Genomic DNA, 25980 nt, shown 5'->3' with positions numbered 1-25980 from the left:
GCAGGCTACAAGAGGCAGTTTCCACGCTGGATTCCAGCCCCAATAAAAAAGCCCCGCGCGAGGCGGGGCTTTTAGTTGGCGGTGAACAGCCGGGTCTGGGTTTTTACATCATGCCGCCCATGCCGCCCATCCCGCCCATGTCGCCCATGCCGCCGCCCATCGGGGCAGACTGCTTGTCTTCCGGCAGGTCGGTGATCATGCAGTCGGTGGTCAGCATCAGGCCTGCGATCGACGCTGCGTTCTGCAGGGCGATGCGGGTGACCTTGGTCGGGTCGAGCACGCCCATCGCCATCATGTCGCCGTATTCGCCGGTGCCGGCGTTGTAGCCAAAGTTGCCCTTGCCTTCCAGCACCTTGTTGACGACGACCGAGGGCTCTTCGCCGCAGTTCTTGACGATCTGGCGCAGCGGCTCCTCGATGGCGCGCAGAACGATCTTCACGCCGGCGTCCTGGTCGTGGTTGTCGCCCTTCACCTTGGCCGCAGCAGCCTTGGCGCGCAGCAGCGCGACGCCGCCGCCGGGGACGACGCCTTCTTCAACGGCGGCACGGGTGGCGTGCAGCGCGTCTTCGACGCGGGCCTTCTTCTCTTTCATCTCGACTTCGGTCGCCGCACCCACTTTGATGATGGCAACGCCACCGGCCAGCTTGGCCTTGCGCTCCTGCAGCTTCTCTTTGTCGTAGTCGGAGGTGACTTCCTCGATCTGCTTGTTGATCTGGGCGATGCGGCCCTTGATCCCGTTGGCATCACCGGCGCCGTCGATGATGGTGGTATTTTCCTTGCCGATCTCGATGCGCTTGGCACGGCCCAGATCGGTCAGCTGGGCTTTTTCCAGGCTCAGGCCGACTTCTTCGGCGATCACGGTGCCGCCGGTGAGGATGGCCATGTCTTCCAGCATCGCCTTGCGACGGTCGCCGAAGCCCGGTGCCTTGACGGCACAGGTCTTGAGGATGCCGCGGATGTTGTTCACCACCAGGGTGGCGAGCGCTTCGCCGTCGACGTCTTCAGCGACGATCATCAGCGGCTTGCCGGCCTTGGCCACCTGTTCCAGTACGGGCAGCAGGTCGCGGATGTTGGAGATCTTCTTGTCGAACAGCAGGATGAAGGGATCTTCCAGGATCGCCATCTGCTTGTCGGGGTTGTTGATGAAGTAGGGCGAGAGGTAGCCGCGGTCGAACTGCATGCCTTCGACGACGTCGAGCTCGTTGTCCAGACCCGAGCTGTCTTCAACCGTGATGACGCCTTCCTTGCCGACCTTGTCCATGGCGGAGGCGATGATGTCGCCGATCGAGGAATCGGAGTTGGCAGAAATCGAGCCGACCTGGGCGATTTCCTTGCTGCTGGTGCAGGGCACGGAGATCTTCTTCAGTTCGGCGGTGATGGCGATCACGGCCTTGTCGATGCCGCGTTTGAGGTCCATCGGGTTCATCCCGGCAGCAACGTACTTCATGCCTTCGTTGACAATGGATTGCGCCAGCACGGTGGCCGTGGTGGTGCCGTCACCGGCGACGTCGGAGGTCTTGGAAGCGACTTCCTTGACCATCTGCGCGCCCATGTTCTCCAGCTTGTCCTTCAGCTCGATTTCCTTGGCGACCGACACGCCGTCCTTGGTCACGGTGGGGGCGCCGTAGGAACGGTCGAGCACCACATTGCGGCCTTTCGGGCCCAGGGTCACTTTAACGGCGTCAGCCAGGATGTTGACGCCAGCCACCATGCGGTGACGGGCGGAATCGCCAAAACGTACGTCTTTTGCAGCCATGTTTTAACTCCTAAAAAATGCATTCACCACAGAGGCACGGAGGCACAGAAAAACCCGTATTCGGATCTCGCTTGTGTTTTCTCCGTGCCTCTGCGTCTCTGTGGTTAAAGGTTTGGGGGTGGGGTTTAAGCCTCGACCACGCCCATGATGTCTTCTTCGCGCATCACCAGCAGTTCGTCGCCCTCGACCTTGACGGTCTGGCCGGCGTACTTGCCGAACAGCACGCGGTCGCCGACTTTCACGTCGAGCGGAATCAGCTTGCCCTGGTCGTCTTTCTTGCCTGCGCCGACGGCGACGATTTCGCCCTGATCGGGCTTTTCGGTGGCGGTGTCGGGGATCACGATGCCGGAAGCGGTCTTGCGCTCTTCTTCCATGCGTTTGACAATCACTCGGTCGTGCAGAGGACGGATTTTCATTGCAAAGTCTCCATTGCGTCAGCGTTGATAAAGGCAGCCCAGGGCTGCCTGAAAATAAGGAAGCGGCGAAGATGTGGTTAGCACTCGCCGCCATAGAGTGCTAATAGTAGGGGCGCACTGTGACAATTTCAAGCCATGAATGATCTTTTAAATCGTACCCGGGCCGCCGTGTGGCACCCCTGCACCCAGATGAAACAGCTGGAAGCCGCGCCGCCGCTGGCGATTGCGCGCGGCGAGGGGGCCTGGCTGATCGATCCGGACGGCCGCCATTATCTGGACGCGATTTCCAGCTGGTGGGTCAATCTGTTCGGCCACTGCAACCCGCGCATCAACGCGGCCATCACCGACCAGCTCGGCAAAATCGAGCACGTGATGCTGGCCGGTGCCACCCATGCCCCGGTGGTGGAGCTGTCGGAGCGGCTGGCTGCGCTTACCGGGCTCGGCCATGCGTTTTACGCCTCCGACGGCGCCTCGGCCACCGAAATTGCCCTGAAAATGAGCGCTCACTATTGGCGCAACTCAGGCCAGCCGGAGAAAAACGGCTTCATCAGCCTGCAAAACGGCTACCACGGCGAAACCGTCGGCGCGCTGTCGGTGACCGATATTCCGCTGTTCAAGGACACCTACGCGCCCCTGCTGCGGCATTCGGTGCAGGTGCCCACGCCCGATTCACGCCGGGCCGGGCCGGGTGAGTCGGCGGAAGCCTACGCGCTGCGCTGCGCCGACGCGCTGGAGGCGCATCTTGCCGGGCACGCCGCCACCACCGCCGCCTTCATCGTCGAGCCGCTGGTGCAGGGCGCGGCCGGCATGGCGATGTATCACCCGGCGTATCTCACCCGCGCGCGCGCACTGTGCGACCAATATAACGTGCACCTGATCGCCGACGAGATCGCCGTGGGCTTCGGCCGAACCGGCACGATGTTCGCGTTTGAGCAGGCGCCCCCGCTCCCGCTTGCGGGATCGGGCATTAAAACAGTTCGCCCCGACTTCATCTGCCTGTCCAAGGGCATCACCGGCGGCTACCTGCCCTTGTCCGCGGTGCTGACGACCGACGATGTCTATGCCGCGTTCTACGGCGACGCCACCGCGCGCGGCTTCCTGCATTCGCATTCCTACACCGGCAACCCGCTCGCCTGCCGCGCCGCGCTGGCGGTGCTGGACATCTTCGAGCACGACCAGGTGATCGCCACCAACCAGGCCAGGTCCATCGAGTTTACGGGGATACTGGCGGAAGTTGCCGCTCACTCACGGGTGCGCCATTTCCGCCATCTCGGGATGATCTGGGCGTTCGACGTGGCGGATGCCACGCCCGGATTTTCAACCCGCTTCCATCGGGCGGTACTGGCACTAGGGGTATTCATGCGCCCGGTCGGCAACACGGTCTATGTCATGCCGCCCTATGTGACGAGCGCCGACGACATGCGCGGCCTGGCGGGCGCGATGCTGCGTTGCCTCGATAACCCGGCAATCTGAATTGGGACCAGCCGGCTTGACAGCCAATTCCGGCCTCACTAGGATAGTAATTAATCACCATCTAATAAACCGGAGCCAAACCATGGCCGGCAAAGCCGACTCCACCCCCCCCCAGCGCAAACGGCTGGGCGCTGACGAGCGGCGCGAGGAAATCATTCGCGTGACGCTGGAACTCGCCGCCAAACAGGGCGTCGACGATGTCACCACGCAGGACATGGCGCAGGCGATGGGGGTGACGCAGGGCGCGGTGTTCCGCCACTTTCTCAGCAAGGACGCGATCTGGCTGGCAGTCATGCAGTGGGTGCGCGACCGCCTGATGAGCGTGCTGGGCCGTGCCGCCGAACAGGGGCACGGTCCGCTGGACGCGCTGCAGCGCATGTTTTTCGCGCAAATCAACTTCATTGCCAGCCATCCCGCGATTCCACGCGTGCTGATATCCGAGCATCTGCACGGCCGCAGCGCCGCACTACGGCGGCTGGCGACGGAAATCATGCTGGGCTACGAGGCGAAAATCACCGGACTGCTGGCCGACGCCCAGGCGCAAGGGCTGGCGCGCGCCGACCTCGACATCCACGCCGCCGCCACGCTGTATGTCGGCATGATCCAGGGGCTGGTGATGCAAACCTCGATCCTGCGCGGCCAGCGCACCCTCACGGCGCGCACCCTGACGGCGGAAGCTGCGCGCACCTTCCCGGTTTTCATGCAAGCTATCCGCCCACCCCCGACACAAGGAACCCCGCCATAAAGACACGCCGCGTTCCATTCGCCGCCGCGGACGAGCGGGCGGAGCGCCTTCGCGCCACGTCAAACACTACCCCGTCATAAAGCTCAGCGCCTTGAAACCCACCAAACGCACCCTGCTTCTGATCGCCGGTGCGATGGCCCTCATCGCCGCCTTTGTCTGGCTGCTCGCCGCTTCGACACGCAGGAGCAGGTGACCGAGGCCGAGAGCCGCGCGCGGCTGGCGCAGACCAACAGCGAGCATTACCAGGCGCTGTACCGGCAGAATTTCGTCGCCAAAGAAATGGCTGACCGCCACCGCCACGAAGCGTCCGCCGCAACGGCAGCCCTGGCTGCTGCGCGCGCCAACACCCCAGTGGCACTGGCGCGCTGCGCGAAATTGGCCGCGCCGGGGCCGAACTGCGGGGCATCGACCAGCTGCGCCAAAGCCTCAAATTGATGAGCCCGATCGACGGCGTGGTGACGACGCGCGAAGCCGAGCCGGACGTCACCGCGCTCGTCGGCCAGGCCGTATTGCGGCTGGTCGAGCCGGCCCGCCTATGGGTGCGCGAAAAGCAGCTGACGCCGCGATAAGGATTGCCCCGACACGATCAACCTCGCACGCGCGACATCGCCCTCCATCTGAAAAGCTATCTACCGACCGAACTGGGGCTGGGCCTGCCGATCGGGTGACACTGACCATGGCTGGCGTGTACCGCGGCATGGTCGACGACGCCAAGACCGGGTTTGCGATCGGCAACATGGTGCGCATCCGCCGCAATGACTACACCGTGGCGGGCCTCACCCGGCGCATGGTGTCGTCCGATCGCCGCCACCCTGTGGGTGCCAGCCTTCCCCAAATACGTCTGCTCGAAATCGGCGACGCCACGTGCGCCTTCGTGCCGGCCTGGTGGTGTGCGTGCTGGCCTCGCTGCCGGCGATCCGCACCGCACTGAAAATCGACCCGGCGGAGGCAATCGGTGGCTGAATCTCCGGCAACCCTCATCGAAGGCATCGCCAAGCGCTACGGCAGCGGCAGCACCGCAGTCGATGCGCTGGAGGGGGTCGACATGACGGTCTATCCCGGCGAGGCGATCGGGCTGATCGGTCCCTCCGGCTCCGGCAAGCCCACGCTGCTGAAATGCCTGGGCGCGGTGATCGAGCCGACTACCGGGAAGTTCACCCTGGCGGCAAGGTGATTTTCGACAACGGCTGGAAAACCGGCGACCTGCGCGCGCTGCGCCGTGAACGCATCGGTTTCGTGTTCCAGGCGCCCTACCTGATCCTGTTTCTCGACGCCACCGACAACGTCGCGCTGGTACCGATGCTGGCCGGCGTATCCAACACCGAGGCGCGCCATCGCGCTGGAAATGCTCACCGCACTCGACGTGCAACACCGCGCGCAGGCACACATCGCCGACGAGCCGACCGCGCCGCTCGACAGCGAACGCGCGCTCACCGTGGCCGCCTGACGCAGAAATTCCGCACCGCGAGCATCGTCGTCACCTGCGACGAAAAGATCATCCCCACCTTCAAGCGCATCTACCCTATCCGCGACGGCAAGACCTACGAAGAAGCCGGCGAGGGGCGGGAGATCGCGTGAACACCACACTTGATTTCAAAAGACCGCAAACAATGAAACCGACCTTCGCTGCCGTAAGCCTGCTCGCAGGACGCGCGCCGATGCGGCGCCCAGCCCAAGACCTCCTACAGTAGTTTATGCGCCGACGTCACGGACACAGGGTTGACCGCACCGGGCTTCCATTGCCATCCGTCGCACCGACGATGCATACGCATACGCGCCCACCGGACAAGACCAGCAAGATCGACTCGAATTAGTGAGTAATCAAATGCTTGTTTACTTGGCACTACAATTTTAAAATCAGCCATTGAAATAACAAAGGAATAAACAGACAGATCGCCTGATTCGGCTTGTTGACAAATACAATCTGTTGGCATATAAACTAGTAATTGATCACTTACTTAGTTCGGCGGAAAGCAAAACTCAGGATGGATATGATTATGAAACCCTTGTCACAGTTGCTGCTGTTCACCTTCCTTCTTTTCAGCGGGAAGGCGACTCTTGCCGCGGATTCACTGTCCCTGTGGGAGGCGATGGAACGGGCCGCGCAATCCAATCCGGTAATCAAAAGCCAGCGGGTCGAGGTCGAGAGGCAAACCCTGGAGCAGGACATCGCCCGCAGCCAGCATCTGCCCAAGGTCGACCTGAACGCGGATTACACCCGCTATGCCTACCCCACCTTCGTTACGCCAATCCGCGATACGAACGTTTTCCCGCCGATGGACCGGGATATCGCCAACATCGGCCTGGCACTGAATCTGCCGCTTTACCACGGCGGCAAGTTGGTGGCCGGCGAGGCGCTGGCCGCGCACAACCGGGAGGCTTCCGTCCAGGCGCTGCGTGCCGGCGGGCAGGACCTGCTGTTCAATGTCGCCGCCACCTACACCAAGGCACTGCATTTCCGCCAACTGGTAAAAGTGCTTGATACACGCATCAAGGCGCTGCAGCAGGAAGAGAACGACATCGGCTTGCGTATCCAGGAGGGCCGCGCCGCCCGGCTCGAACTGATCCGGCTTCAGACCCAGCTGTCGCAGGCACGCTACGACAGGGTGTCCGTCGTGCAGGGCGAGAAGGATGCACTGTCGCTGCTGGCTGCCATGCTGGGCGAGAGCGGTCCGGTCCCGACCCTGGTGGAGTTGGACAGTGGACTGCCTAAAGATGCGAGACTGATCGAGGGCGGCCCGGCCCCGATCCTGGCCGATCTGAACAAGACCTCCCCTTCCTTGCCGGTTTCGATCGAAGAGGCGAAGAACCAGGCTTTGCTGCGTCGTCCGGACATGCTCGGGCTGGTCGCCACCGGCAAGGCGGCACAGGAAAAAACCGCCATCGCCCGCGGCGAGCGGCTGCCGCAAATCGATCTGGTCGCCAAGGCGCAGGAAAGCACCGGCGGCGACTGGGAAGGCTACGACGACTGGCAGATGGGCGTGCAGCTTTCCCTGCCCGTGTTCGACGGCGGCATCCGCAAGCGCCGGGTGGAACAGGCGGGTCTCGAACAGCGGCAAAATGCCTTGCAGCAGGAGGACACCCGCAACCGCATCGCCAGCGAGATCGAACAGGCGTTCGGCGCCCTGTCCGAATCCCGCGCCCGGCTGGAAGCGGCCACCCAGGGCGAAACCGAAGCCAGCGAAGCGCTGCGCATCGAAACCCTGCGCTACCACAGCGGAGAGAACACCATCACCGACCTGCTCGCCGCCGAATCCGCCCTCTGGGACGCCACCGCGAGCCGCCTCCAGGCGGGATACGACATCACCGTGAGCCAGGCGCAGTTGCTACGCGTCACCGGCAAGCTCGCGCCTGACAGCTTCAGGCCCTCGGCCGTGGACAAAAAATCGGGCGCGGAGCATTCCTCGTCCGGGATCGATCCGCGCACGCTCGCGCAATACCTCGCATGGCACCACTGCGGCATGACTTGCGGCGGCGAGCCGATCGTACAAAAAGCGAATACCAGTATTTCATCCCATCAAAGACTCACTGCAACGGGTCTTTCAGGGCACGCTATTCAGCAAGGAGCAAAACTATGAATAAAAAGATCGTAATCGTCGGTATTCTCGCCGCAGGCATCGGTGCCGCCGTGCTGTGGAAGCTTGCGCCCTGGGTAACACCGGATGACAACACGGTATTCGCTTCGGGCACGATGGATGCCACCGAAATCGCGGTCTCCTTCCGCATCCCCGGCATCCTTCACAGCCGGCCGGTCGAGGAAGGCAGCCGCGTCAAGGCGGGCGATCTGCTGGCCGCGCTCGACGAGCGCGAGTCCATCGCCCGGCTGCAGCAGGCGGAAGCTGCGCAGCAGGCCGCCGAGGCGCACCTCAAGGATCTGGAACAGGGCTATCGCCCGCAGGAAATCGCCGAAGCCCGCGCCCAGGTCGAGCAGGCCCGCGCCGACCGGGCCAATCTGGAAGAAGAAGCCAGACGTTCCGAAGCGCTCTTCCTTGGCGGCGCCGTCAGCCAGCAGCGGCGCGACAAGGACCGCACCGCCGCCGCCGTATCGGCCCAGCAGCTAAGTGCGGCGCAGGAACGATTGAAACTGCTGCAAAGCGGCTATCGCCCCGAGACCATCAACGTCGCGCGGGCGCAACGCGACGAAGCGCTGGCCGCTGTCGAGGCCGCCCGTGTCGCGTGGGAGGATTTGCTGGTCAAAAGTCCGGTGGAGGGCGTGATCACCCGCACCCATGCGGAAGTGGGCGAGACCCTCGGAGCGGGGCGTCCGGTGGCGACGGTCACCGACATTTCCAGGCCCTGGGCACGGGTCTACGTCCCGGAAAACCAGATCGGCAAGGTACGTCTTGGCGCCGCCGCCAAGATCAAGGTCGACACCTTCCCCGACCGGGAATTCGATGGCCGCGTGAGCTACGTCTCGTCCCAGGCGGAGTTCACCCCCAAGAACGTGCAGACCCAGGAAGAACGGGTAAAGCTGGTCTTCGCGGTGAACGTGACGCTGGACAACCGCGACGGCACGCTCAAGCCCGGCATGCCGGCCGATGTCTACATCGCGAATGAGGGCGGGGTTGTACAGTGATCCCTTCAGTCGGCTTCGATCATGACAGGCAGATGCTGCAGCGTCTGCAACGGCGTGACCGCTACGCGTTGCTGTTCTACTTGATTTCGGGCGCAACGATTATGGTGGCGGGCGAGGCAGCGGCCTTTTATCTGGGCATCGCCGATCGCTATGGATTCATCCCCCTGTTGCTGCGCGGCATTATTTACCTGCTGCTGACCATGGCGTTGTGGGCAGCCTTGCTGCGCGTCAACCGGCGCCTGGTAACCGGGCTGATGAACGAAAAGCGGCAGGGCTATGAATCGATTCTGCTCGCCTACGATAGCGCGCTCTCGCTCAAGGACACCTATACAGGCGGTCACGGACGCAGGGTGGCGCATTACACCCGCTTGATTGCCGGGGCCATGGGCTTGCCGGAAGCCGAGGTGGATTCGATCGGCCAGGCAGCGCTGCTGCACGACCTGGGCAAGATCGGGATCCCCGACCGCATCCTGATCAAACCGGAGCGTCTCACCCGTGAAGAATTCGCCGTGGTGCAGAAACATCCCGCCGCCGGTGCAGACATTCTCCGCACTATCGCACCGCTACGCCACCACGCCAAGGCGGTGCGCCATCACCATGAACGCTTCGACGGCAGCGGCTACCCCGACGGGCTGCGCGGTACGGACATCCCCGTCGCGGCGCGCATTATCGCGGTGGCCGATGCTTTCGACGCCCTCGGCAGCAACCGCAGCTATCGCCGCGGCGTCAGCGCGGAGCAGGCATTGGATATCATCGCCCAGGCCGGTGGCAGCCATTTCGACCCCGAAATCGTCGCCGCGGCTGCCGGCAAGCCTCTCCACGAAGCCCTGATCGCCGCGCACGGAGAAATGCCATGAACGATATTGCCATTCAGGCCAGCGGCCTCGGACGCGCCTTCGGTGACATGTGGGCGGTGCGCGAGCTCGATCTTGAAGTGAGGCGCGGCGAAATCTTCGGCCTGGTCGGCCCGGACGGCGCCGGCAAGACCACCACCATGCGCATGCTGACCGGTATTCTCGCCGCAAGCGAAGGCAGTGCGTCCGTAGCGGAATTTTCCATCCAGGGCGACGAAGAGGCGATCAAGTCCCGCATCAGCTACATGTCGCAGCGCTTCGGCCTGTACGGCGATCTCTCGGTGGAAGAGAACCTGCGCTTTTATGCCGACCTGTACCAAGTGCCGCGGCGCGAGCGTGAGCCGCTGGAAGAGCGCCTGCTCGGCTTCTCCAACCTGACCCCGTTCAGAAAGCGCCTGGCGCGCAACCTTTCCGGCGGCATGAAACAGAAGCTGGGGCTGGCCTGCGCCCTCATCCACAAGCCCGAAATCCTGTTTCTCGACGAGCCCACCAACGGCGTCGATCCGGTATCGCGGCGCGATTTCTGGCGGATTCTCTACGCCATGCTCAAGGAGGGGGTGACGATCTTCATCTCCACCGCCTACCTCGACGAAGCGGAGCGCTGTACCCGTGTCGGCCTGATGCACCAGGGACGCCTGATCCAGTGCGACACGCCGCAGAAACTCAAGCAGGCTATCCCCGGCCTGCTGCTGGAACTGGAAACCGCACAACCCCGCGTCGCGCGGGAGGCGCTCACCGCCCAGCTGGGCGCCAATCGCGTGAGCCTGTTCGGCGGCAAGCTGCATCTCTACGCCGCAGACGAGGCGGAGGCGGAGCAGGCCCGCACCGTCTTGCGCGAGGCCGACATCCCGATCCTGGCTGAAAACACCATCATCCCGTCGCTGGAGGACGTGTTCATCTACCAGCTGACGCGAAACGACGAGGAGACGACGGCATGAGCACAGACCCGGCCGTGGAAGTACGCGACCTGACCCGGTTGTTCGGTGATTTCGTCGCCGTCGACCGCATCTCGCTCACCGTGGAAAAGGGTCAGGTGTTCGGCTTTCTCGGCCCCAACGGCGCCGGCAAATCCACCACCATCCGCATGCTGTGCGGCCTGCTGTTGCCCAGTTCAGGCGAGGGTCGGGTGGCAGGCTTCGATGTCATGACCGAGTCCGAAACCATCAAGCGCCACATCGGCTACATGTCGCAGAAGTTTTCTCTCTACGACGACCTCAGCGTGGAGGAGAACATCGACTTCTACACCGGCATCTACAACGTGCCCAGGGACAAACGCAAGGCGCGCAAGGACTGGGTGCTGGAGATGGCGGGGCTGACCGGCAAGCAAAGCAACCTGACCGGTTCGCTGGCCGGCGGCTGGAAACAGCGTCTGGCCCTGGGCTGCGCGGTACTGCACGAACCGCAGATCCTGTTTCTCGACGAGCCGACCTCGGGCGTGGATCCGCTCTCGCGGCGCCGGTTCTGGGACCTGATCGCGCAGATGTCGCACCGTGGCACCACCGTGTTCGTTACCACCCACTACATGGAGGAGGCCGAATACTGCGACGAACTGGCGCTGATATACCACGGCAAGATGATCGCCAAGGGTAAACCTGCCGAGCTCAAGACCCTGATCCCCGAGGACATTCTTGAAATTCGCGTCGAACGTCCGTTCGAGGCGCTGGAACAGCTGGAAGGCTCCGGCCTGGTGCAGGGGGTCGCGCTGTTCGGCGGCGCTCTGCACGCCGTGGTCGACGATGCTGCCAAGGCAAGCGCAGCGATTCGCGATTTTCTTGCGGAACAAGGCCTTGCCGTGGAAGAAATCACCCCGGTTGTTCCTTCGATGGAAGACGTGTTCGTCTCCCTGATCGAACTCGAGGACCGCCAGCGCGGAGAAGAAGAGGAGAAATCATGAAAAAGCCCGTTTTCTCCTGGATCCGGTTGTGGGCGCTGGTGAAAAAGGAATTCATCCACATCATCCGCGACCCGCGTTCGCTGGCGATGGCCTTCCTGATGCCGCTGATCCTGCTGATCCTGTTCGGCTACGCCATCACCATGGACATCAAGACACTCAACCTTGTCGTCTACGATCAGGACAAGAGTGCTGCCAGCCGCCATTACGTGGAAGGGTTTCCGGCTTCCAGCTATTTCGACGTGGTCGCGGACGTGGAAAATTACACCGATGCGCGCGCGCTGATCGACCAGGGCCGCGCTCACCTGGCGCTGGTGATCCCGCAGCACTTTGCGCGCGACCTGGAGCAGGAGCGGACCACACAAGTACAATTGCTTGCCGACGGCTCGGACGCCAACACCGCGACCATTGCCATGGGCTACGTCGAGGCCATCACCGACCGCTTCAGTGCGGCGCAGTTGGGCGGCAAGATCGAGCTCGCCGTGGATAACCGCCTGCGGGTCTGGTACAACGCCGAGCTGAAAAGCCGCTGGTTCATCATCCCCGGCCTGATCGCGGTGATCATGACGGTGATCACCGCCCTGCTCACCGCGCTCACCGTTTCACGCGAGTGGGAAAGCGGCACCATGGAACAGCTGATCGCCACGCCGGTGCAGCCGATCGAACTGTTCCTCGGCAAGATGGCGCCGTATTTCGTGATCGGCGTACTGGACGTGCTGTTCTCGGTGGCGATGGGGGTATGGGTATTCGACGTGCCGCTTAGAGGCAGCTTTCTGTTCCTGCTCGGCGTCACCGCGATGTTCCTGGTGGGCGGCCTGAGCCTCGGCATCATGGTTTCCACCATCGCCAAGTCGCAACTGGTGGCGAGCCAGGTGGCAATGGTGGTCACCTTTCTGCCGGCCTTCCTGCTTTCCGGATTCCTCTACTCCATCGACAACATGCCGCGCTTCCTGCAGGTGGTCACCCACGTGGTGCAGGCACGCTATTTCGTCGAAGTGCTGAAGAACATTTTTCTCAAGGCCAGCCCGCCTTCCTTCGTGGCGGGTGACCTGATTTTCCTCGGACTGTTCGCAGCGGTGGTGTTCTCCGTTGCTTTGGGCAAGTTCCGTAAAAAGCTGGCCTGACGGAGGCGTTATGTGGGAACGAATCTATCGCATGCTGGTGAAAGAGTTCATTCAGGTGCTGCGCGACCCGCGCATGAAGGCGCTGATCTTCGTCATGCCGGTGATCCAGCTGATCATGTTCGGTTATGCCGTGACCACCGACGTCGACCACATCAAGACCGCGGTGTGCGACCTCGACAAGAGCCCGCAGAGCCGCGCGCTGATCGAGCGCTTCACGGCTTCCGGTTATTTCACCGTGGTGGACAACACCGACCGGCCCGAACGGCTGGGCGAGCTACTCGACCGCAGCAAGGCGATCATCGGCATCCAGATCAACCGCGGCTTTGCCGACGACCTGATATCCGGACGTCAGGCGGTGATCCAGACCATCATCGACGGCACCGATTCGAACACCGGCACGGTGGCGATGGATTATGCCCAGCGCATCACCCAGGAGTTTTCCAAAGAACGCGCCGCGCCGATCGAACTGACCCAGCTGGCGCAGGAGCAAGCCAGTCCCATCGAACTGCGTTCGCGCGCCTGGTTCAACCCCGACCTGAAGAGCCGCTATTACAACGTCCCTGGCGTGATCGCCGTGGTGGTGCTGCTGATTTCCCTGCTGCTCACCGCGATGGCGATCGTGCGCGAGCGTGAGATCGGCACCATGGAGCAACTGATGGTGACGCCGATTCGCTCATTCGAACTGATCCTCGGCAAGACCCTGCCGTTCGTGCTGATCAGCTTCATCGACGTGCTGGTGGTTACCGCAATCGGGGTCAACTGGTTCAATGTGCCGATTCATGGCAGCCTGGGGCTGCTGCTGTTCGGCGCCGGACTGTACCTGATGTCGACCATCGGTATCGGCCTGTTCATTTCCACCATTTCGCAGACCCAGCAGCAGGCGCTGATGTCGTCGTTCTTTTTCTACCTGCCCGCGGTGCTGCTGTCCGGCTTCATGTTTCCGATCTCGAACATGCCCGAGCCGGCACAGTGGCTCACCTATCTCAACCCGCTGCGTTATTTCCTGATCATCATCCGGGACATCTTCCTCAAGGGCAGCGGCCTGGAAATCCTGTGGCCCCAGTTCGCCGCCCTGGCAGTGCTCGGCACGGTGCTGCTGCTGGTGAGTTCGCTTCGCTTCCAGAAACGGATGGTCTGAGATGAACAGCCCGTGCAATACCGTCTTCAATTTTTGACAATGAAGAAGCCGTTCAGTGAGCCATCGCCGCGCGGTTCAATCCCAGCCACACCACAATGTTACCCAGTTTCTGGCTGTACAGGAGGCACATCATGACGACCGGCAATACGAGCAGTTTCAAGAGCGAGCATCTGAAAAAATGGCTGGAAACCACATGTCGTTATTTGTTTACCGACTGGGAAAGCCTCGCCGATGCGGTGGGGAAAGCACTGCCTGAGCCGAGGCTGGACAGCCACGGCACCCAGGACCGCTACATTTCCCGTGCGCGCGGGAGCTTGCTGCGCCTTGTAAAACGCACTGCACAGCATGCTCGAAGCCCGCTGCAGGAACTGGAGTGCGCCTTCTACTCTCAGGCTTCGTTCATCGCGCGGCACCCTGATGTTCCGGGGCGTCTTCTGGAATGGTTGTCGCAAGCCGGCGATACCCGTATTCGCCGGCGTATCCAGAAGACCATCGGCCACTACGAATCACGTATTTACCGAACGATCGATCGAGCCAGGCGCCAGGGGGACGTCAGGATCGATATCGACCCGCATGCCGCGGCGGGCATTTCCATCGGCATGATCCAGGGTCTGACCCTCAGAATGAATGTCAATCTGCGTCAGAGAGAACTGCTGCTGCGTGAAGTATTCGAGAATTTTTCCCCGTATCGGGCAGGCATGGCCTAGGCGTCGAAATGACATCAGGCGAAGAGGATTTTTTATCAAAACCAGTGAAGAGGAGGTTCACCATTTCCATATCCAAACACCGACGCGGGTTCAGTATCTGGGCGATTTCCCTGGTTGCAATCGGGTTCGGCCTGTTGACCGTCAAGGAAGGCGGCGCCATCCTGTTCGGCGGTGACGCGGCGCGCGCTGCGGCTGGAAACTACGTGCCATTCGTGCTGTGGTTCAATTTTCTGGCGGGCTTTGCCTATGTTATTGCCGGCGCCGGGCTGTGGCTGATGCAACGCTGGGCGGTATGGCTGGCCGTTGCCATCGCCGCGGCAACGGCGTTCACCTTTGCGGCTTTCGGCGTGTATGTTTATTTTGGCGGCGCCTTCGAACCGCGCACGATGATCGCCATGACGCTGCGGACGCTGGTGTGGGTGACGATCGCGGCCATTGCCTGGCGTGGGTTGTTGCACGTGCAGGCCAGACGATAAGGAATCGAGCCATCAATATGCATACACGCTTCACCACCGCCCTCTGGACGTGTCTGGCATTGGCCGCCAGCGCCAACCCGTCGCTGGCGTCGCCCGGTGCCGACCCGGCGCAAGCTCATGCCGGCGGCAGTGCGACGGGTTCGACCACCGACGCATCCGCCTCCCCGCCGACGCCTGTTGTGAAACCGCAATCCAGACCGGACTTTTCCGGCCATTGGACCCTTGATGCCAAGGCCAGCGATGATCCGCAGGAAAGGATCAAGCAAGCGATGAAGCAGGCCAGAAGCGGCGGACAGGGGATGCGGGGCGGTGGCGGCGGCGGCGGTGGCATGGGCGGCAAACGCCAGGGGCGCGGATCGCAAGAGGGAATGGGTGGGCGCAGCGAGATGCCATTCGATGACCGGGCCGCACTGGTCGCCCCGGCGAAAACACTCGACATCACCCACGGGGACCCGATGCTGCTTATCGTCGACGAGAACGACCGGCATCAGCGTCTTTTCACCGATTTCCGCGGCATCAGCGTTTCCGCCAGCGGCGGTGCCCAGCCGCAGGCGGCCGTTGCGGGCTGGGAAGGTGACGTGCTGGTGGTCGAATCAAGAATGAACCATGGCTCAAGGCTGGTTCAGCAATACCGGATCGACGCCGAAACAGGACGGCTCATGATTTCATCGGCAGTCGAGCTTCCGAATCTGCAAGAGGCCACGTTTTATCTTGTATACGACCGCCTTAAGCCCGGGACGGATACCGGAAACCGCTGAGCGGCCGATCCGGCATGACTTTGTTGCGAGAACAGGGGACATGGTGAACATGGACTATTTGCAGCCCGTACTGTTTGAAGGCCTTGGGAAGCATCGAAGACTGGGTTCGATGCGGTGGGCATACGCCTGCCGCGACGACCCCTTGCCGGTGTTAACAAACCGTTTATTTTATTTTCAAAAAAGATGGCGTGATATGCGCTACGCAGGATATCGGCTCATGGCCTTCACGGTGATATCCATCGTTAATCAACCATCGGTTTTTGCCGCTGAGGAAATGGTGCTCGAGAAGGTGATGAAGGAGCAAGCGAAAAATATGCAGCTTATCGCCGGCGGTATCGCGCGCGAAGACTACGAGCAAGTGGTGAAGGCATCTCTAGCCGTGATCGACCCTCCCCATCCATCATCGACACTGGGCGAAAAGCTCAAGTTAATGGGTTTTCTTGGCACCGACATCGGCCGCTTCAAGAAACTGGATGGAAATACCAAGGAACGGGCGGCGGCCCTGGCCGAAACCGCCAGAACCCAGAATGGCGAGGCGACCATTGCTGCTTTCCAGCGGCTGCAAATGAGCTGTCTGGCCTGCCACAGCGAGTTTCGCAAGCCATTTCAAGATTATTTCAACCACTGAGAAGGAGCGCACCATGCAACACCGCAAGCAAACCCTGATTACCCTTTTGTTCGCCGGCTTTCTGTCGCTGGCCACGGCACAGGCCATAGCCAAGGATGATGCGCATCACCATCACGACGGCGGTACCTCAGCCGGACTGTCGCTCAACAATGGCGCCAAATGGAAGACTGATGCACCTTTGCGCCAGGGCATGAAAAACATCCGGAACGTGCTCGAACCGCAACTGCCAGCGATCCACAACAACAAACTGAAGCCCGAGCAGTACCAGACCCTGGCCAGGGAGATCAACGCCGAATTGTCTACCATCGTGAAGAGTTGTAAATTGGACAAGGACGCCGATGCCATGCTGCATCTGGTGCTGGCCGACATCATCGAGGGTGTCGACGCGCTGGCGGGCGAGAACAAGCAAGTCGGACGCCATGATGGCGCAGTTAAGATTTACAAGGGGCTGGAAAATTACGGTGCTTACTTTGCCCACCCGAATTGGCAGCCGATGACTCACGGAGAATAAGGCAATGGCGGAGCCCGGACGCAGGCTGCGCGCCGAAACGCGGAAAGGGGAGATCGTGCGCGTTGCTGGTGGCAGGAAGAAATCCTTGTTTGCGGAAGGCATGGGCGTTTCTCCGATTTTGCGTGAGGTAAGTGCGTAAATCCGAGCTTCCTGGGAGAGGAAAGTATGAATGCAGAAACCGATGTGCCCGATATGCAGACGGACCAACCGGTTTGCAGCATGGAGCGGCAATGTAGCGTGCTGATCGTGGATGACGATACGGAATTGTGCGATCTGCTGGTGCGCTATCTGCAGGGCAACGGATTCGAGGCGTTTGCAGTCGGCGATGGTGCGGCAATGGAAAAACACCTGCGCAGCCGACCGGCAGATCTGGTTGTGCTCGACCTGATGCTACCCGGCAAGGATGGCTTGACCATCGCACGGGAACTGCGCGGCGGCGGCAACATGCCGGTGATCATACTATCGGCACGCGCCGACGATATCGACCGCATCATCGGACTGGAAGTGGGCGCCGACGATTATTTGTCCAAACCATTCAACCCGCGCGAACTGCTGGCACGCATCCGCGCCGTGTTGCGCCGCAGGATGGCGGAGACGGCAGGAGATGCGCCCCCAGCCGCGGGGCAGCAGGTGCATTGGTTCGGACCTTTCCGTCTCGATATGAAGGCGCACCAGTTGGCACGGGATGACCAGGAGGTTCCGCTGACCACTGCGGAGTTCAAGTTGCTGAGACTGTTTGTTGGGTTCCCCAACCAGTTGTTGAGCCGTGACACGCTGATGAACATGCTCAAGGGCTACGAGTGTGCCCCGTTCGACCGCAGCATCGATGTCGCTGTTACACGGCTGCGGCGCAAGATCGAGGACAACCCCGGCGCGCCACAATTCATCCGCACCGTGAGAGGCGAAGGTTATCTGTTTACGCCAAACCACAAACTCAAGTGAAGCTCCCTCGCTTACCCACCACCCTGTTCGGCAAGACAGCGCTCACCATTGCTGTGGTGCTGGTGGTGTTTCAGGTACTCACCACTCTGGTGATTGCCTATTACCTGCTGATCCCCGTCGTCGTTCGCTCGGCGAACGATCTGGTGGATTTCATGCTGCTTTCCTCACATGTCTGGGTTGCCTTGCCGGCTGAAGGGCGAACGGAATACCAAGAGGAATTGCGGCAGAAAACGGGCCTGATACTGGTACCGGCACATGACAGTTTGCCTGATTCCACGGTGTATCTGCCATACGTACTATTTCTGGAGAAGGCACTTGCCAGGCAGACCAAACAGCCGGTGCAGGTTGGCACGGAACAGAGAGATGGAGTGGATTGGTACTGGTTTGATTTTGTGTCCGATGGCAACCGCCTGCGTATCGGTTTTTCCGGGCAGCGCATCAATATCCGCGCACCGCTGGCTATTGTTCTGATCCTTGTGCTGGGCACCGCGCTTACCCTGGCCACCACACTTGTCATAGTAAGGCGCCTGACCCAACCCCTTTCGCAACTGGCGGCCGCGGCGGAGCGCATCGGCCAGGGCGGGAGCCCGGAACCTTTACCGGAAGACGGGCCCAGTGAACTCGTTACCTTGGTGCGGACTTTTAATCAGGTAACGCACCAGGTTAAGGCGCTGCTTACCAACCGCACCATCCTGCTAGCCGGTATTGCACATGATTTGCGCTCGCCTATCGCGCGCATGCGGCTGGCCCTGGAAATGCTGCCACCGTCAACCGACCCGGAATTGGTCGAACGCATGCTGCGCGCCGTGGACAATATGACTCATCTGGTGAACCAGTCGCTGGAATTTTGCCGCGGCGTCGGGCATAGCCCAAGTCAGGAAGTGGATGTGGATGAACTCATCGGGGAATTGGTCGGGGATGCGCGACGCAATGGTGCAGATATTCAATGGCAACCGTGCCGAACACGCGTGCACCTGCTGCCGCCGCTGGCGCTGCGTCGCATTTTGACCAACCTGCTTGATAATGCCGTGCGCTACGGAGAAGGCAGGACAATTGAGATTGCCTGCACATGCGAGGGCAGGCGCACGACCGTGAGTGTCGCTGACCGTGGCCCCGGTATTCCGGTTGATGAACTGGAAGCGGTATTTGAACCTTTTTACCTGGTGGACAAGTCGCGTAGCGGCGTGACCGGCGGGAGCGGGCTGGGCTTGGCAATCGCCAAACAGTTGGCGGACAGCAATGAATGGTTGCTATCCATCAGGCCGCGCGCGGGCGGCGGGGTGGTGGCGAGTTTGACGATCTGGCAAGCATAAAAAAATGCGGCGGCCGGAAGAGCGCCGCCGCCAGTGAGGAGACCTGGTGGTTGTACCGTGTTTCTAATCTCGCCTGAATATTGAATAGCGCGCCGGTCATTGAAACATGTGTTATTTTTCCCCGGACATTTCAAAACGAACACCCAGCACTGTCGAATTCTTGATCTGTGCGTCGGCCCCCGGATTGATCACATACTGGATGTTCGGCTGCACGCTCAGCCATGGCGCCACGTGCGCACGGTAGGTCGCTTCCCAAACCGACTCATGAGACGTCGCCTCCGCGCCGGCAATGGACGCGGCCCGGCGGTGCTTGTCTCCGGTGCGGGCAGTACCGTAGGACACGGCAAACTGGTCTTCGCTGCGGCCGGCAACCATTCCGCTGAAGACCAGCCCAGTCTGAAAGTAGCTGGAAAACTGGTTGAAATCGGCATTGGCCCGGCCATAGCGGATGAAGCCATCGGTATGGCTGTCGGGATTGCGCGTTCCGCGATAAAGCGTCCGCTCGGCCAGCACATAAAAACCCTTATTGCCCTTTCGCATCAGCGGGTCGCCCACTTCGTCGACGTCCACCAAATCTGCAAACCGGCTGGTATAGGACCAGGCACCCACGGCATATTTGTCAACCTGGCCGGGACTGGCCGATTCCCCTCCTTGGGCTTTTCCCGGGCTATAGCCCACCTCGACGACACGCAATGCGCCATCGCCATCGTTAAACTGAATGTGGGTGCCACGCGGGTTGTCGGGGTCGCCCGGAACGCCATCCAGAACGACCGCCTGCACATAGGTTTCGGGAGTGGGGAGATAGCCCACGCGCAAACCCACGGAGCTGGTGGGAAAGACCGAAGGTCCGTTCAGCCCGGTTTGAGCAAATTCGGAGCCGATGCCGGGAGACGGGTGGAGAAAAATCCCCGCACTGTGGCTGACGTAAAACTCGGAATTGAGGTCGTACAGGCCGAACAGCGCAGACAGCTTCTCATTTAGGAACTGCTTCTGGATCCATGCCTGGAAAAGCTTCGCGGCATTGGTATCGACCTCGATATTGTCGACGCCCTGGCTGCTCCCGACAAGATTGGCGTTGGGTTTTCCGCCATGGCTCGCGATGCCGTGCAAACCCACCGAAACCCCATCCCAGCCAATCAGTTTGTCGAGGTCGAAATCGAGCTTGACGTCAAGGTTTCCCAACGCGGTCGTTCCCTGCTTCAAACCGCCAGAGACATTGGAAAGAACATCCGCACGGTAAACCAGGCCTAAAGCGAAGCCTCGCTCATCGGGAAGTGTTTGCTGTTCTTCTGCGGGCTTCTCGGCACCTATCGCGCCGGCGGGAGCCAGAAGTAGCGTGCCGATAAGAGGAGCAGCGATCCTTTTAAGGCTATCGACTAACGTTTTGACAGCGGCGTTATCCCCAAATTGGCGGGGCCAATTGTGGTCTGTTTCCATATGCAGTTCCCGGCCTTGGCCTTCTTGATTCCCACCAGTGTCACGAACCGGAAATAACGAGACATGAAACAGCATCTTTTTCCGCCATGCGTCGTTGCAGCCCTTGCCATATACCCCATACGGCAAGGGGCTGCGCCTGGCCTGGCGAAAAAATCCATCTGTTTTAATTTGTTCCGCTATTTCCGGTTCACAACACTAGCAGCCTGTCGGACTTGGAGCCCCGCACGGCAGCAATTTCCCCGCCGGGACGGTATTTGCACAATATTTAGGCATTTTTAGTCGTTCATCGCCGCATCGGTATCAAATTTGAACGGGTTTCTGCTCTTTTCAGGCGCTTGGGACGGATTTCTGGCGCAACACGGCCATGCGTTTCAAATTCCACGCCAGACATACCAGCGTCCACTCGCCCTTCGCCTTCTCCAAACCACGCAGCAAGAACTGCCTGAACCCCATCACCGATTTGATGATGCCAAACACCGGTTCCACGCTCTGCTTCCTCAGCGCATACAGCATCCGCCCCAGTTTGGTCTTGAGTTTATGCGCCATCTTTTGCATCGGCGTGGCGTCCGCTTCCAACTGCGGCGGCTCGGTGAAACGCTCGCGCCAGCCGGGATGGTGATCTTCGCGGGCGACGGCAATGTAAGGTTCAACTCCAGCTTCTTCGCAAGCGGTGATGTTGTTCGCGCTGCAATAGCCCGTGTCAGCCAGCAGGGCATCGACTGTGCCCAGGCTGGCGGGTAGCGCACCGAGCTTGTCCAGCATCGGCTGAACCTGCTGTTTGTCGTTGCCCGCATTCGTGAGTGATGCCGCCACTACCAGCATCGTCGGCGCATCGACCGCCGCCTGAGCGTTGTAGCACTGCTCAAAGCCGCCGCCGGCAATCTTCATGATGCGGGATTCCTCGTCGGTGAGATTGATCTGGTCTTCCGGACGGGGTTCCGGCGTCGGCGGCTGGGGCGGCTTGCCGCTGGGCTTCTTGCCTGATTCCGCTGCGCGTGCGGCTCGCTGGGCGAGCTTCGTTTCATAAGCCGCTTGTTCCGCTTCGAAGCGGGCTCGGGCACGCGCTTCGATCTTGGCTTTGGCGGCGGCCATGACGGCCAGCCGGTCTTCACGGCGTTTGATTTCTGCGGGCAGATTCACGCCATCCGGGATGTCGGCCTGGTCAGCGGCTTCGGCTGTCGCCAGCAGGTCTTGTACTTCGGCCTTGAGTTGGGTTTCGAGCTTGACGATGTGGCCGTGCGAGAGCGCACTGTGGCGGGAGGCGTTGGCGTGAACCTTGGTGCCGTCGAGGCTGACTGTCCCCAGCTTCAGGAGCTTCATCTCGCTCGCCAGTTCGAGCACTTGCAGGAACACGCCGGCGAGTTCTTCAAGAAAGCGGCGGCGGAAGCTGGCGAGCGTGTCGTGATCGGGGTGGCTGCCTGCGGCGAGGTAGCGGAAGGCGACGGAATCGTAGGTGGCGCGTTCGATGCGGCGGCTGGAGAAGGTGGCGGTGGCGTAGCCGTAAACCAGCAGGCTGAGCAGGACTTCAGGGTGGTAGGCGGCGCTGCCGCGCCCGGCATAGACGCGGGTCAGTTCGGTGAGGTCGAGTTGTTCGATGGCTTCGACGATGAAACGCGCCAGGTGGTCTTGGGGAAGCCAGTCTTCGACCGAGGGCGGCAGCAGGTAGGCAGTCTTGCGGTCGATCGGGCGGAAGCGGCTCATGCGATGGAGGGGCTCGGATTCGATAGCGGGATTATCGCGGATTGGAAGACGAATTGGGGGTTCAAGTCCGACAGGCTGCTAGAAAATAGATATGCTCGGATTTGCACCAAGGCTGGAGGTCATCGATCACGGCCCAGTGGTGCGTAATGTTCGACGCCCACCGACCACCGTAAAGTGATCTTTACTCAAGCGGCCGTGGCGAATCGCCGTTTCATGATTGAGGACAGGTTCACCATGGCCGCCAAGTGGAGCGCTCCACTTGGCTAGCGTAGTTGAGAAGACCATGGACCGTAGTGACAGGAGAGTTCGTTATTGGTTGCAGCCGCCCTCCTTGAAGCCCAGCTTGCGTAGTGTGAAGCTCAAGGGACAGGTGTTGGTAAAGCCGCTTTGGGCCAGGCTCAGCCCTGCAATTCCGGCTACCCATCCCCAGGCGGGGTTTGAATAATGCATCAGTAGCACGCTGATTGTTACTACGAGTCCCACGACAACGCGTACGATTTTGTCAACGGTCATGTTCAATATCCTTTTTGGCTCAATGTGCATGGCCTTCCGGCTGGGCGCCGGAAAAGGCCGGGAACATATCCGTGGCATACTGGCTGTGGCAGGTCTGGCAGCTATCCACCAGACGCGAATAGTAGAAGCGTTGCAGTTCATAATCTTTCTGCAATGCTGCGTTGGCCAGTTTTTGCGCAGTCAAGTGGAATGCACCATCCAGCACGAGGAACTCCGGCGGTGCTGCCTTCATCAGGTCTTTCTTGTCCTGCTCGGTCAAGCCACGTTCCATGATGAAGCTGTCGTGAATCTGTTGTGACTGGGTGGCCACCAGAGCGTGATCACCGACGATCAGGCCATCGAGGATCTGCTTGACGGCCTGCTTTACCGACAACATTTCATCGGAAAGCATCTGTTTCAGGCGGGGTGTCAGCTTCGGTCCGATTGGCTGGGGACCTTCCGCGGCCACCGCCTCAAATGCGATACCCGCCATGATGGTCATGGCTGCAGCATATACAGCCATGCGCTTACTGTTCTTGACTTTCATTTATTACCTTTCTAGCTTGATTAATCCAGCTTGACCTTGACAGACAGTGCACCACGCAAGTCGCCCACCTTGTAGCCGAGAGCGGGGTCGTGCGGATATTTCTCGGACAGTTTCCGCTCAACATTCGGTGGCACTTCTTCGCCGTGGCAGGTTAGGCACATCGGCTCGATTCGAATTGCTTTCATGAACCGCGCATATCGCACCCCTCCCTCGCGCACGACTTCGTAGCGGCTGGCGCCTTCTTTGCCACTAGCGATTTCTTTCTCGAACCCATTGAGCACTTCCTGCTCATAAGCATCCGGCATGGCCAGGGGATTTCTGGCCTTGGAGGACACCCGCTTGATTGACCAACCTGTTTTGGCCGAAGTTTCGGCACCCAGCTGAGCTGCCGTGGCTGAACAGGCAGTGATGCCGCCTTCGGGGCCGTTCTTGCTCATCTGTTCCAACAAGCCGTTTTTCAACTGCCCGGCATAGCCTCCAGCCACGGCCTTGATACTGTCCACGGATGGGGCTTCAGCACTCCAGGCAGGGGCATGAAGTAAGACTGCCACAATCGCTGTCAATGCAAAGGGTTTCATCATGCTTCTCCTTGATTTAATGGTTGCAGGCCGTCCCGGCCGGGACGGCCCTTAACAAGACCTTAATACTGGGTCGGGTAGTCGCGCGCGATATGCCAGTCCATCATGCCATTGGCCATGTAGCTGGTTTTGTAACCGGCATCGGCCAGTGCTTTCGCCGGTACCAGCCCTTGCGAGCCGAACATGTCGATGACGATGATTTCCTTGTCTTTCGGCAGTTGTTTCATCTTTGCATCGAATTCCTCCGGACGGAAATGCGTGGTGCCTGGAATGTGGCCCATGATGCGGTAGGCGATATCGCTCTGCAGATCCAGCAGGACAACATCAGATTTCTTGGCTTCCCATATCGCTTTAACATCGGGCGTACTGTAGAACTTCACGTTGGCAGCTCGGGCCTCGGCCTCGCCTCGCCGCACATTCTTCGGATCGGTCCATGTTTTTTCCCAAGTGCGCAGATATTGCACGATCGACCAAATCTGGTCTTTGCTGAGCTTGTCTTCGAAGGTCGGCATTACGATGGGAGAACCGGGCTTTTGTGGCGGCCCGCCCTTGACGATCTCGAAGTGCTCGTGATCGCTATGCAGCGACAGGTAGGATTTCATCACGACCGGCGGAAAGCGTCCCTGACCATCCATGCCATGGCATGCGGCACAAACGCCCTCGAACAATTTCTTGCCGTCACCAGGATTCTTGCCGCTGATGCTTTTTATGCTGCTCGCGATGAAATAATCCGGCTTATCCTTTGCCGGGATCGTGTTCGGCGGGGCGATTTGCTCATGGAAATCGTTCACGGTGAACTCAAGCATGGCAAAAGTGGGGGTCTTTTTCCAGTCTACTTTATACAGCCCGCCATGCTTTTTCAGATAGCTGTCCATATCCTTGCGTGTAAGGTTCATTTTATCGATGCGCTTGAGAAGATCCGGCCCGAGCGTCGTCTTGATCCGGTCCATGTAGATCTTCTCGATGTTCGGGTCCTCACCGACCCTTACAATGTTCACACTGGGATCATATACGCGGCGCAGCGGACGGAAATAGAGTGCCAGACGGAACACCTGCTGCATTTCGAACTGGTCGCGTTCGTTGGCGAGCAACATCGCCGCACCCAGGGCCAGGTTTTCCACCGGGGATAACGCTTCAGCGTCGGATGATGCCTTCGCGGCGCTTGCCAATATTATTGCTGCCGGTTGCTGTGCGTCCGCTGCCCAAGCCGGCGCTTGCAACAGGATTGCGGCGGCGAGGGTGGTAAGAACAAATACTTTTTTCATTTCGGTCTCCTTGATTCAATAACTATTCAATTTGATTGGTCTGGCTTGGTCAGTTCGGGTAAGCAGCCTTGCGCGCCATACAGACCGACGGCGAGCGTTTCATTAATTACGTAATGACTGTTTTATTCAGCACCTCCTTTATTCAGTGCCTCCACTGCCTTGACTGCGGCAATATGGTCCGGATTGAGATTCTTCATGCCACCTTTGGGAACCCGTGTGCCGCTCGACATCATGAATCCCATCAGGTCGCCAGTGGTTGGTTTCTCGGGCTTGATCCTGGCGACCAATTCATGGCCAAGTGCGTTCTCCACCTCGCGTCGGGCGCTATTGATTTCTTCGGGCGGCGCCTTGGCCCCGATCAGGTCGGCAAGCTTCTGCCAGCGGCGTGCTATCTCGGCGCGCTTCCCGAGAGGCACCAAGTCAGGCGTCTCCTTGAGCACCTTCATTACACCCAGCGCCAGTTGTGTATGGGGACTCAAGGCGTCGTAATATTCGGTTTCCCAGCCTGTATCGGGTACGGCCGGGCCCATGGCCGGGCCCATGCAACCTGTTGCGGAGAGAGCAATCGCACTGCTCAGCGCCACGGTTAAAAGGGTCTTGCGTAAGAGTTTGCAATGTTCCATTTTGATCTTCATCCTCTGACGATAAGTAC

General features: G+C 60.4%; 30 protein-coding genes. 21 read left to right on the top strand and 9 right to left on the bottom strand.

Annotation, left to right across the window (positions count from 1 at the left end):
• Nucleotides 1-103 precede the first annotated feature (103 nt).
• Together groL and groES are read right to left on the bottom strand one after the other, a co-directional pair.
• Entirely contained in the window at nt 104-1756 is a 1653-nt protein-coding gene (gene groL / locus ACZ41T_RS10380; RefSeq protein WP_464921324.1) for a chaperonin GroEL, read from the bottom strand.
• Nucleotides 1757-1881: 125 nt separating this feature from the next.
• Entirely contained in the window at nt 1882-2172 is a 291-nt protein-coding gene (gene groES, locus ACZ41T_RS10375; RefSeq protein WP_464921323.1) for a co-chaperone GroES, read from the bottom strand.
• A gap of 135 nt (nt 2173-2307) precedes the next feature.
• On the opposite strand from groES, the gene bioA reads away from it, so the two are divergent.
• The 21 genes from bioA to ACZ41T_RS10270 all read left to right on the top strand — a co-directional run bounded on the left by bioA (nt 2308) and on the right by ACZ41T_RS10270 (nt 19308).
• Nucleotides 2308-3645, top strand: coding sequence for an adenosylmethionine--8-amino-7-oxononanoate transaminase (gene bioA, locus ACZ41T_RS10370; RefSeq protein ID WP_464921322.1), 1338 nt, complete (start codon nt 2308-2310; stop codon nt 3643-3645).
• Between the two features lie 82 nt (nt 3646-3727).
• On the top strand, nt 3728-4390 hold the full coding sequence (locus ACZ41T_RS10365) for a TetR/AcrR family transcriptional regulator (RefSeq protein ID WP_464921321.1): 663 nt from the start codon (nt 3728-3730) through the stop codon (nt 4388-4390).
• A gap of 189 nt (nt 4391-4579) precedes the next feature.
• Nucleotides 4580-4825, top strand: coding sequence for a hypothetical protein (locus tag ACZ41T_RS10360; RefSeq protein WP_464921320.1), 246 nt, complete (start codon nt 4580-4582; stop codon nt 4823-4825).
• Nucleotides 4825-4959, top strand: a complete 135-nt coding sequence (locus tag ACZ41T_RS10355; protein ID WP_464921319.1) for a hypothetical protein — start codon at nt 4825-4827, stop codon at nt 4957-4959. Before ACZ41T_RS10360 ends, ACZ41T_RS10355 begins: the two co-directional genes overlap by 1 nt.
• A 107-nt stretch (nt 4960-5066) precedes the next feature.
• Nucleotides 5067-5321: a hypothetical protein gene (locus ACZ41T_RS10350; RefSeq protein WP_464921318.1), complete on the top strand. Its 255-nt coding sequence runs from the start codon at nt 5067-5069 to the stop codon at nt 5319-5321.
• 24 nt (nt 5322-5345) lie between these two features.
• Nucleotides 5346-5564, top strand: a complete 219-nt coding sequence (locus tag ACZ41T_RS10345; protein WP_464921317.1) for an ATP-binding cassette domain-containing protein — start codon at nt 5346-5348, stop codon at nt 5562-5564.
• Nucleotides 5561-5968, top strand: a complete 408-nt coding sequence (locus ACZ41T_RS10340; protein WP_464921316.1) for a hypothetical protein — start codon at nt 5561-5563, stop codon at nt 5966-5968. Before ACZ41T_RS10345 ends, ACZ41T_RS10340 begins: the two co-directional genes overlap by 4 nt.
• A 419-nt stretch (nt 5969-6387) precedes the next feature.
• Nucleotides 6388-7968, top strand: a complete 1581-nt coding sequence (locus ACZ41T_RS10335; protein ID WP_464921315.1) for a TolC family protein — start codon at nt 6388-6390, stop codon at nt 7966-7968.
• A complete protein-coding gene (locus tag ACZ41T_RS10330) occupies nt 7965-8966 on the top strand; it encodes an HlyD family secretion protein (RefSeq protein ID WP_464921314.1) in 1002 nt (333 codons plus the stop codon). The genes ACZ41T_RS10335 and ACZ41T_RS10330 overlap by 4 nt, the downstream gene beginning before the upstream one ends.
• Entirely contained in the window at nt 8963-9823 is an 861-nt protein-coding gene (locus tag ACZ41T_RS10325) for an HD-GYP domain-containing protein (RefSeq protein ID WP_464921313.1), read from the top strand. The genes ACZ41T_RS10330 and ACZ41T_RS10325 overlap by 4 nt, the downstream gene beginning before the upstream one ends.
• Nucleotides 9820-10758, top strand: coding sequence for an ABC transporter ATP-binding protein (locus ACZ41T_RS10320; protein ID WP_464921312.1), 939 nt, complete (start codon nt 9820-9822; stop codon nt 10756-10758). The genes ACZ41T_RS10325 and ACZ41T_RS10320 overlap by 4 nt, the downstream gene beginning before the upstream one ends.
• On the top strand, nt 10755-11714 hold the full coding sequence (locus ACZ41T_RS10315) for an ABC transporter ATP-binding protein (RefSeq protein ID WP_464921311.1): 960 nt from the start codon (nt 10755-10757) through the stop codon (nt 11712-11714). Before ACZ41T_RS10320 ends, ACZ41T_RS10315 begins: the two co-directional genes overlap by 4 nt.
• On the top strand, nt 11711-12835 hold the full coding sequence (locus ACZ41T_RS10310; protein ID WP_464921310.1) for an ABC transporter permease: 1125 nt from the start codon (nt 11711-11713) through the stop codon (nt 12833-12835). Before ACZ41T_RS10315 ends, ACZ41T_RS10310 begins: the two co-directional genes overlap by 4 nt.
• A gap of 10 nt (nt 12836-12845) precedes the next feature.
• Nucleotides 12846-13973, top strand: a complete 1128-nt coding sequence (locus ACZ41T_RS10305; RefSeq protein WP_464921309.1) for an ABC transporter permease — start codon at nt 12846-12848, stop codon at nt 13971-13973.
• Between the two features lie 131 nt (nt 13974-14104).
• On the top strand, nt 14105-14680 hold the full coding sequence (locus tag ACZ41T_RS10300; RefSeq protein WP_464921308.1) for a hypothetical protein: 576 nt from the start codon (nt 14105-14107) through the stop codon (nt 14678-14680).
• Nucleotides 14681-14724: 44 nt separating this feature from the next.
• Nucleotides 14725-15156: a hypothetical protein gene (locus ACZ41T_RS10295; RefSeq protein ID WP_464921307.1), complete on the top strand. Its 432-nt coding sequence runs from the start codon at nt 14725-14727 to the stop codon at nt 15154-15156.
• Nucleotides 15096-15914: a hypothetical protein gene (locus tag ACZ41T_RS10290; protein WP_464921306.1), complete on the top strand. Its 819-nt coding sequence runs from the start codon at nt 15096-15098 to the stop codon at nt 15912-15914. Before ACZ41T_RS10295 ends, ACZ41T_RS10290 begins: the two co-directional genes overlap by 61 nt.
• 49 nt (nt 15915-15963) lie before the next feature.
• Nucleotides 15964-16542, top strand: a complete 579-nt coding sequence (locus tag ACZ41T_RS10285; RefSeq protein ID WP_464921305.1) for a cytochrome c — start codon at nt 15964-15966, stop codon at nt 16540-16542.
• A gap of 13 nt (nt 16543-16555) precedes the next feature.
• Nucleotides 16556-17053, top strand: coding sequence for a hypothetical protein (locus ACZ41T_RS10280; RefSeq protein WP_464921304.1), 498 nt, complete (start codon nt 16556-16558; stop codon nt 17051-17053).
• Between the two features lie 165 nt (nt 17054-17218).
• The gene (locus ACZ41T_RS10275; RefSeq protein WP_464921303.1) at nt 17219-17995 is read left to right on the top strand and encodes a response regulator; all 777 of its coding nucleotides are present in this window, start codon (nt 17219-17221) and stop codon (nt 17993-17995) included.
• Complete coding sequence (locus ACZ41T_RS10270) at nt 17992-19308, top strand: ATP-binding protein (RefSeq protein ID WP_464921302.1); 1317 nt, start codon at nt 17992-17994, stop codon at nt 19306-19308. The genes ACZ41T_RS10275 and ACZ41T_RS10270 overlap by 4 nt, the downstream gene beginning before the upstream one ends.
• 111 nt (nt 19309-19419) lie before the next feature.
• On the opposite strand, the gene ACZ41T_RS10265 is transcribed toward ACZ41T_RS10270, so the two are convergent.
• The 7 genes from ACZ41T_RS10265 to ACZ41T_RS10235 form a co-directional block, all read right to left on the bottom strand.
• On the bottom strand, nt 19420-20745 hold the full coding sequence (locus tag ACZ41T_RS10265; RefSeq protein WP_464921301.1) for a carbohydrate porin: 1326 nt from the start codon (nt 20743-20745) through the stop codon (nt 19420-19422).
• 327 nt (nt 20746-21072) lie between these two features.
• Nucleotides 21073-22446 carry an IS1182 family transposase gene (locus ACZ41T_RS10260; RefSeq protein WP_464921300.1) on the bottom strand — a complete coding sequence of 458 codons (1374 nt, stop codon included), beginning with the start codon at nt 22444-22446 and terminating at the stop codon, nt 21073-21075.
• Between the two features lie 309 nt (nt 22447-22755).
• Nucleotides 22756-22959, bottom strand: coding sequence for a YgaP family membrane protein (locus tag ACZ41T_RS10255; RefSeq protein ID WP_464921299.1), 204 nt, complete (start codon nt 22957-22959; stop codon nt 22756-22758).
• A gap of 19 nt (nt 22960-22978) precedes the next feature.
• A complete protein-coding gene (locus ACZ41T_RS10250; RefSeq protein WP_464921298.1) occupies nt 22979-23485 on the bottom strand; it encodes a hypothetical protein in 507 nt (168 codons plus the stop codon).
• Nucleotides 23486-23505: 20 nt separating this feature from the next.
• The gene (locus ACZ41T_RS10245; RefSeq protein WP_464921297.1) at nt 23506-24066 is read right to left on the bottom strand and encodes a Tll0287-like domain-containing protein; all 561 of its coding nucleotides are present in this window, start codon (nt 24064-24066) and stop codon (nt 23506-23508) included.
• A 59-nt stretch (nt 24067-24125) separates the two neighbouring features.
• Nucleotides 24126-25328 (bottom strand): c-type cytochrome, encoded by a 1203-nt coding sequence (locus ACZ41T_RS10240; RefSeq protein WP_464921296.1) that lies wholly within the window; start codon nt 25326-25328, stop codon nt 24126-24128.
• Nucleotides 25329-25450: 122 nt separating this feature from the next.
• Nucleotides 25451-25963: a hypothetical protein gene (locus ACZ41T_RS10235; RefSeq protein WP_464921295.1), complete on the bottom strand. Its 513-nt coding sequence runs from the start codon at nt 25961-25963 to the stop codon at nt 25451-25453.
• Between the last annotated feature and the right edge of the window lie 17 nt (nt 25964-25980).

The sequence above is a fragment of the Thiobacillus thiophilus genome (assembly GCF_055378705.1).
Note: the sequence above shows the minus strand (reverse complement) of the source record. Positions and strands in the feature narration are given on the sequence as shown.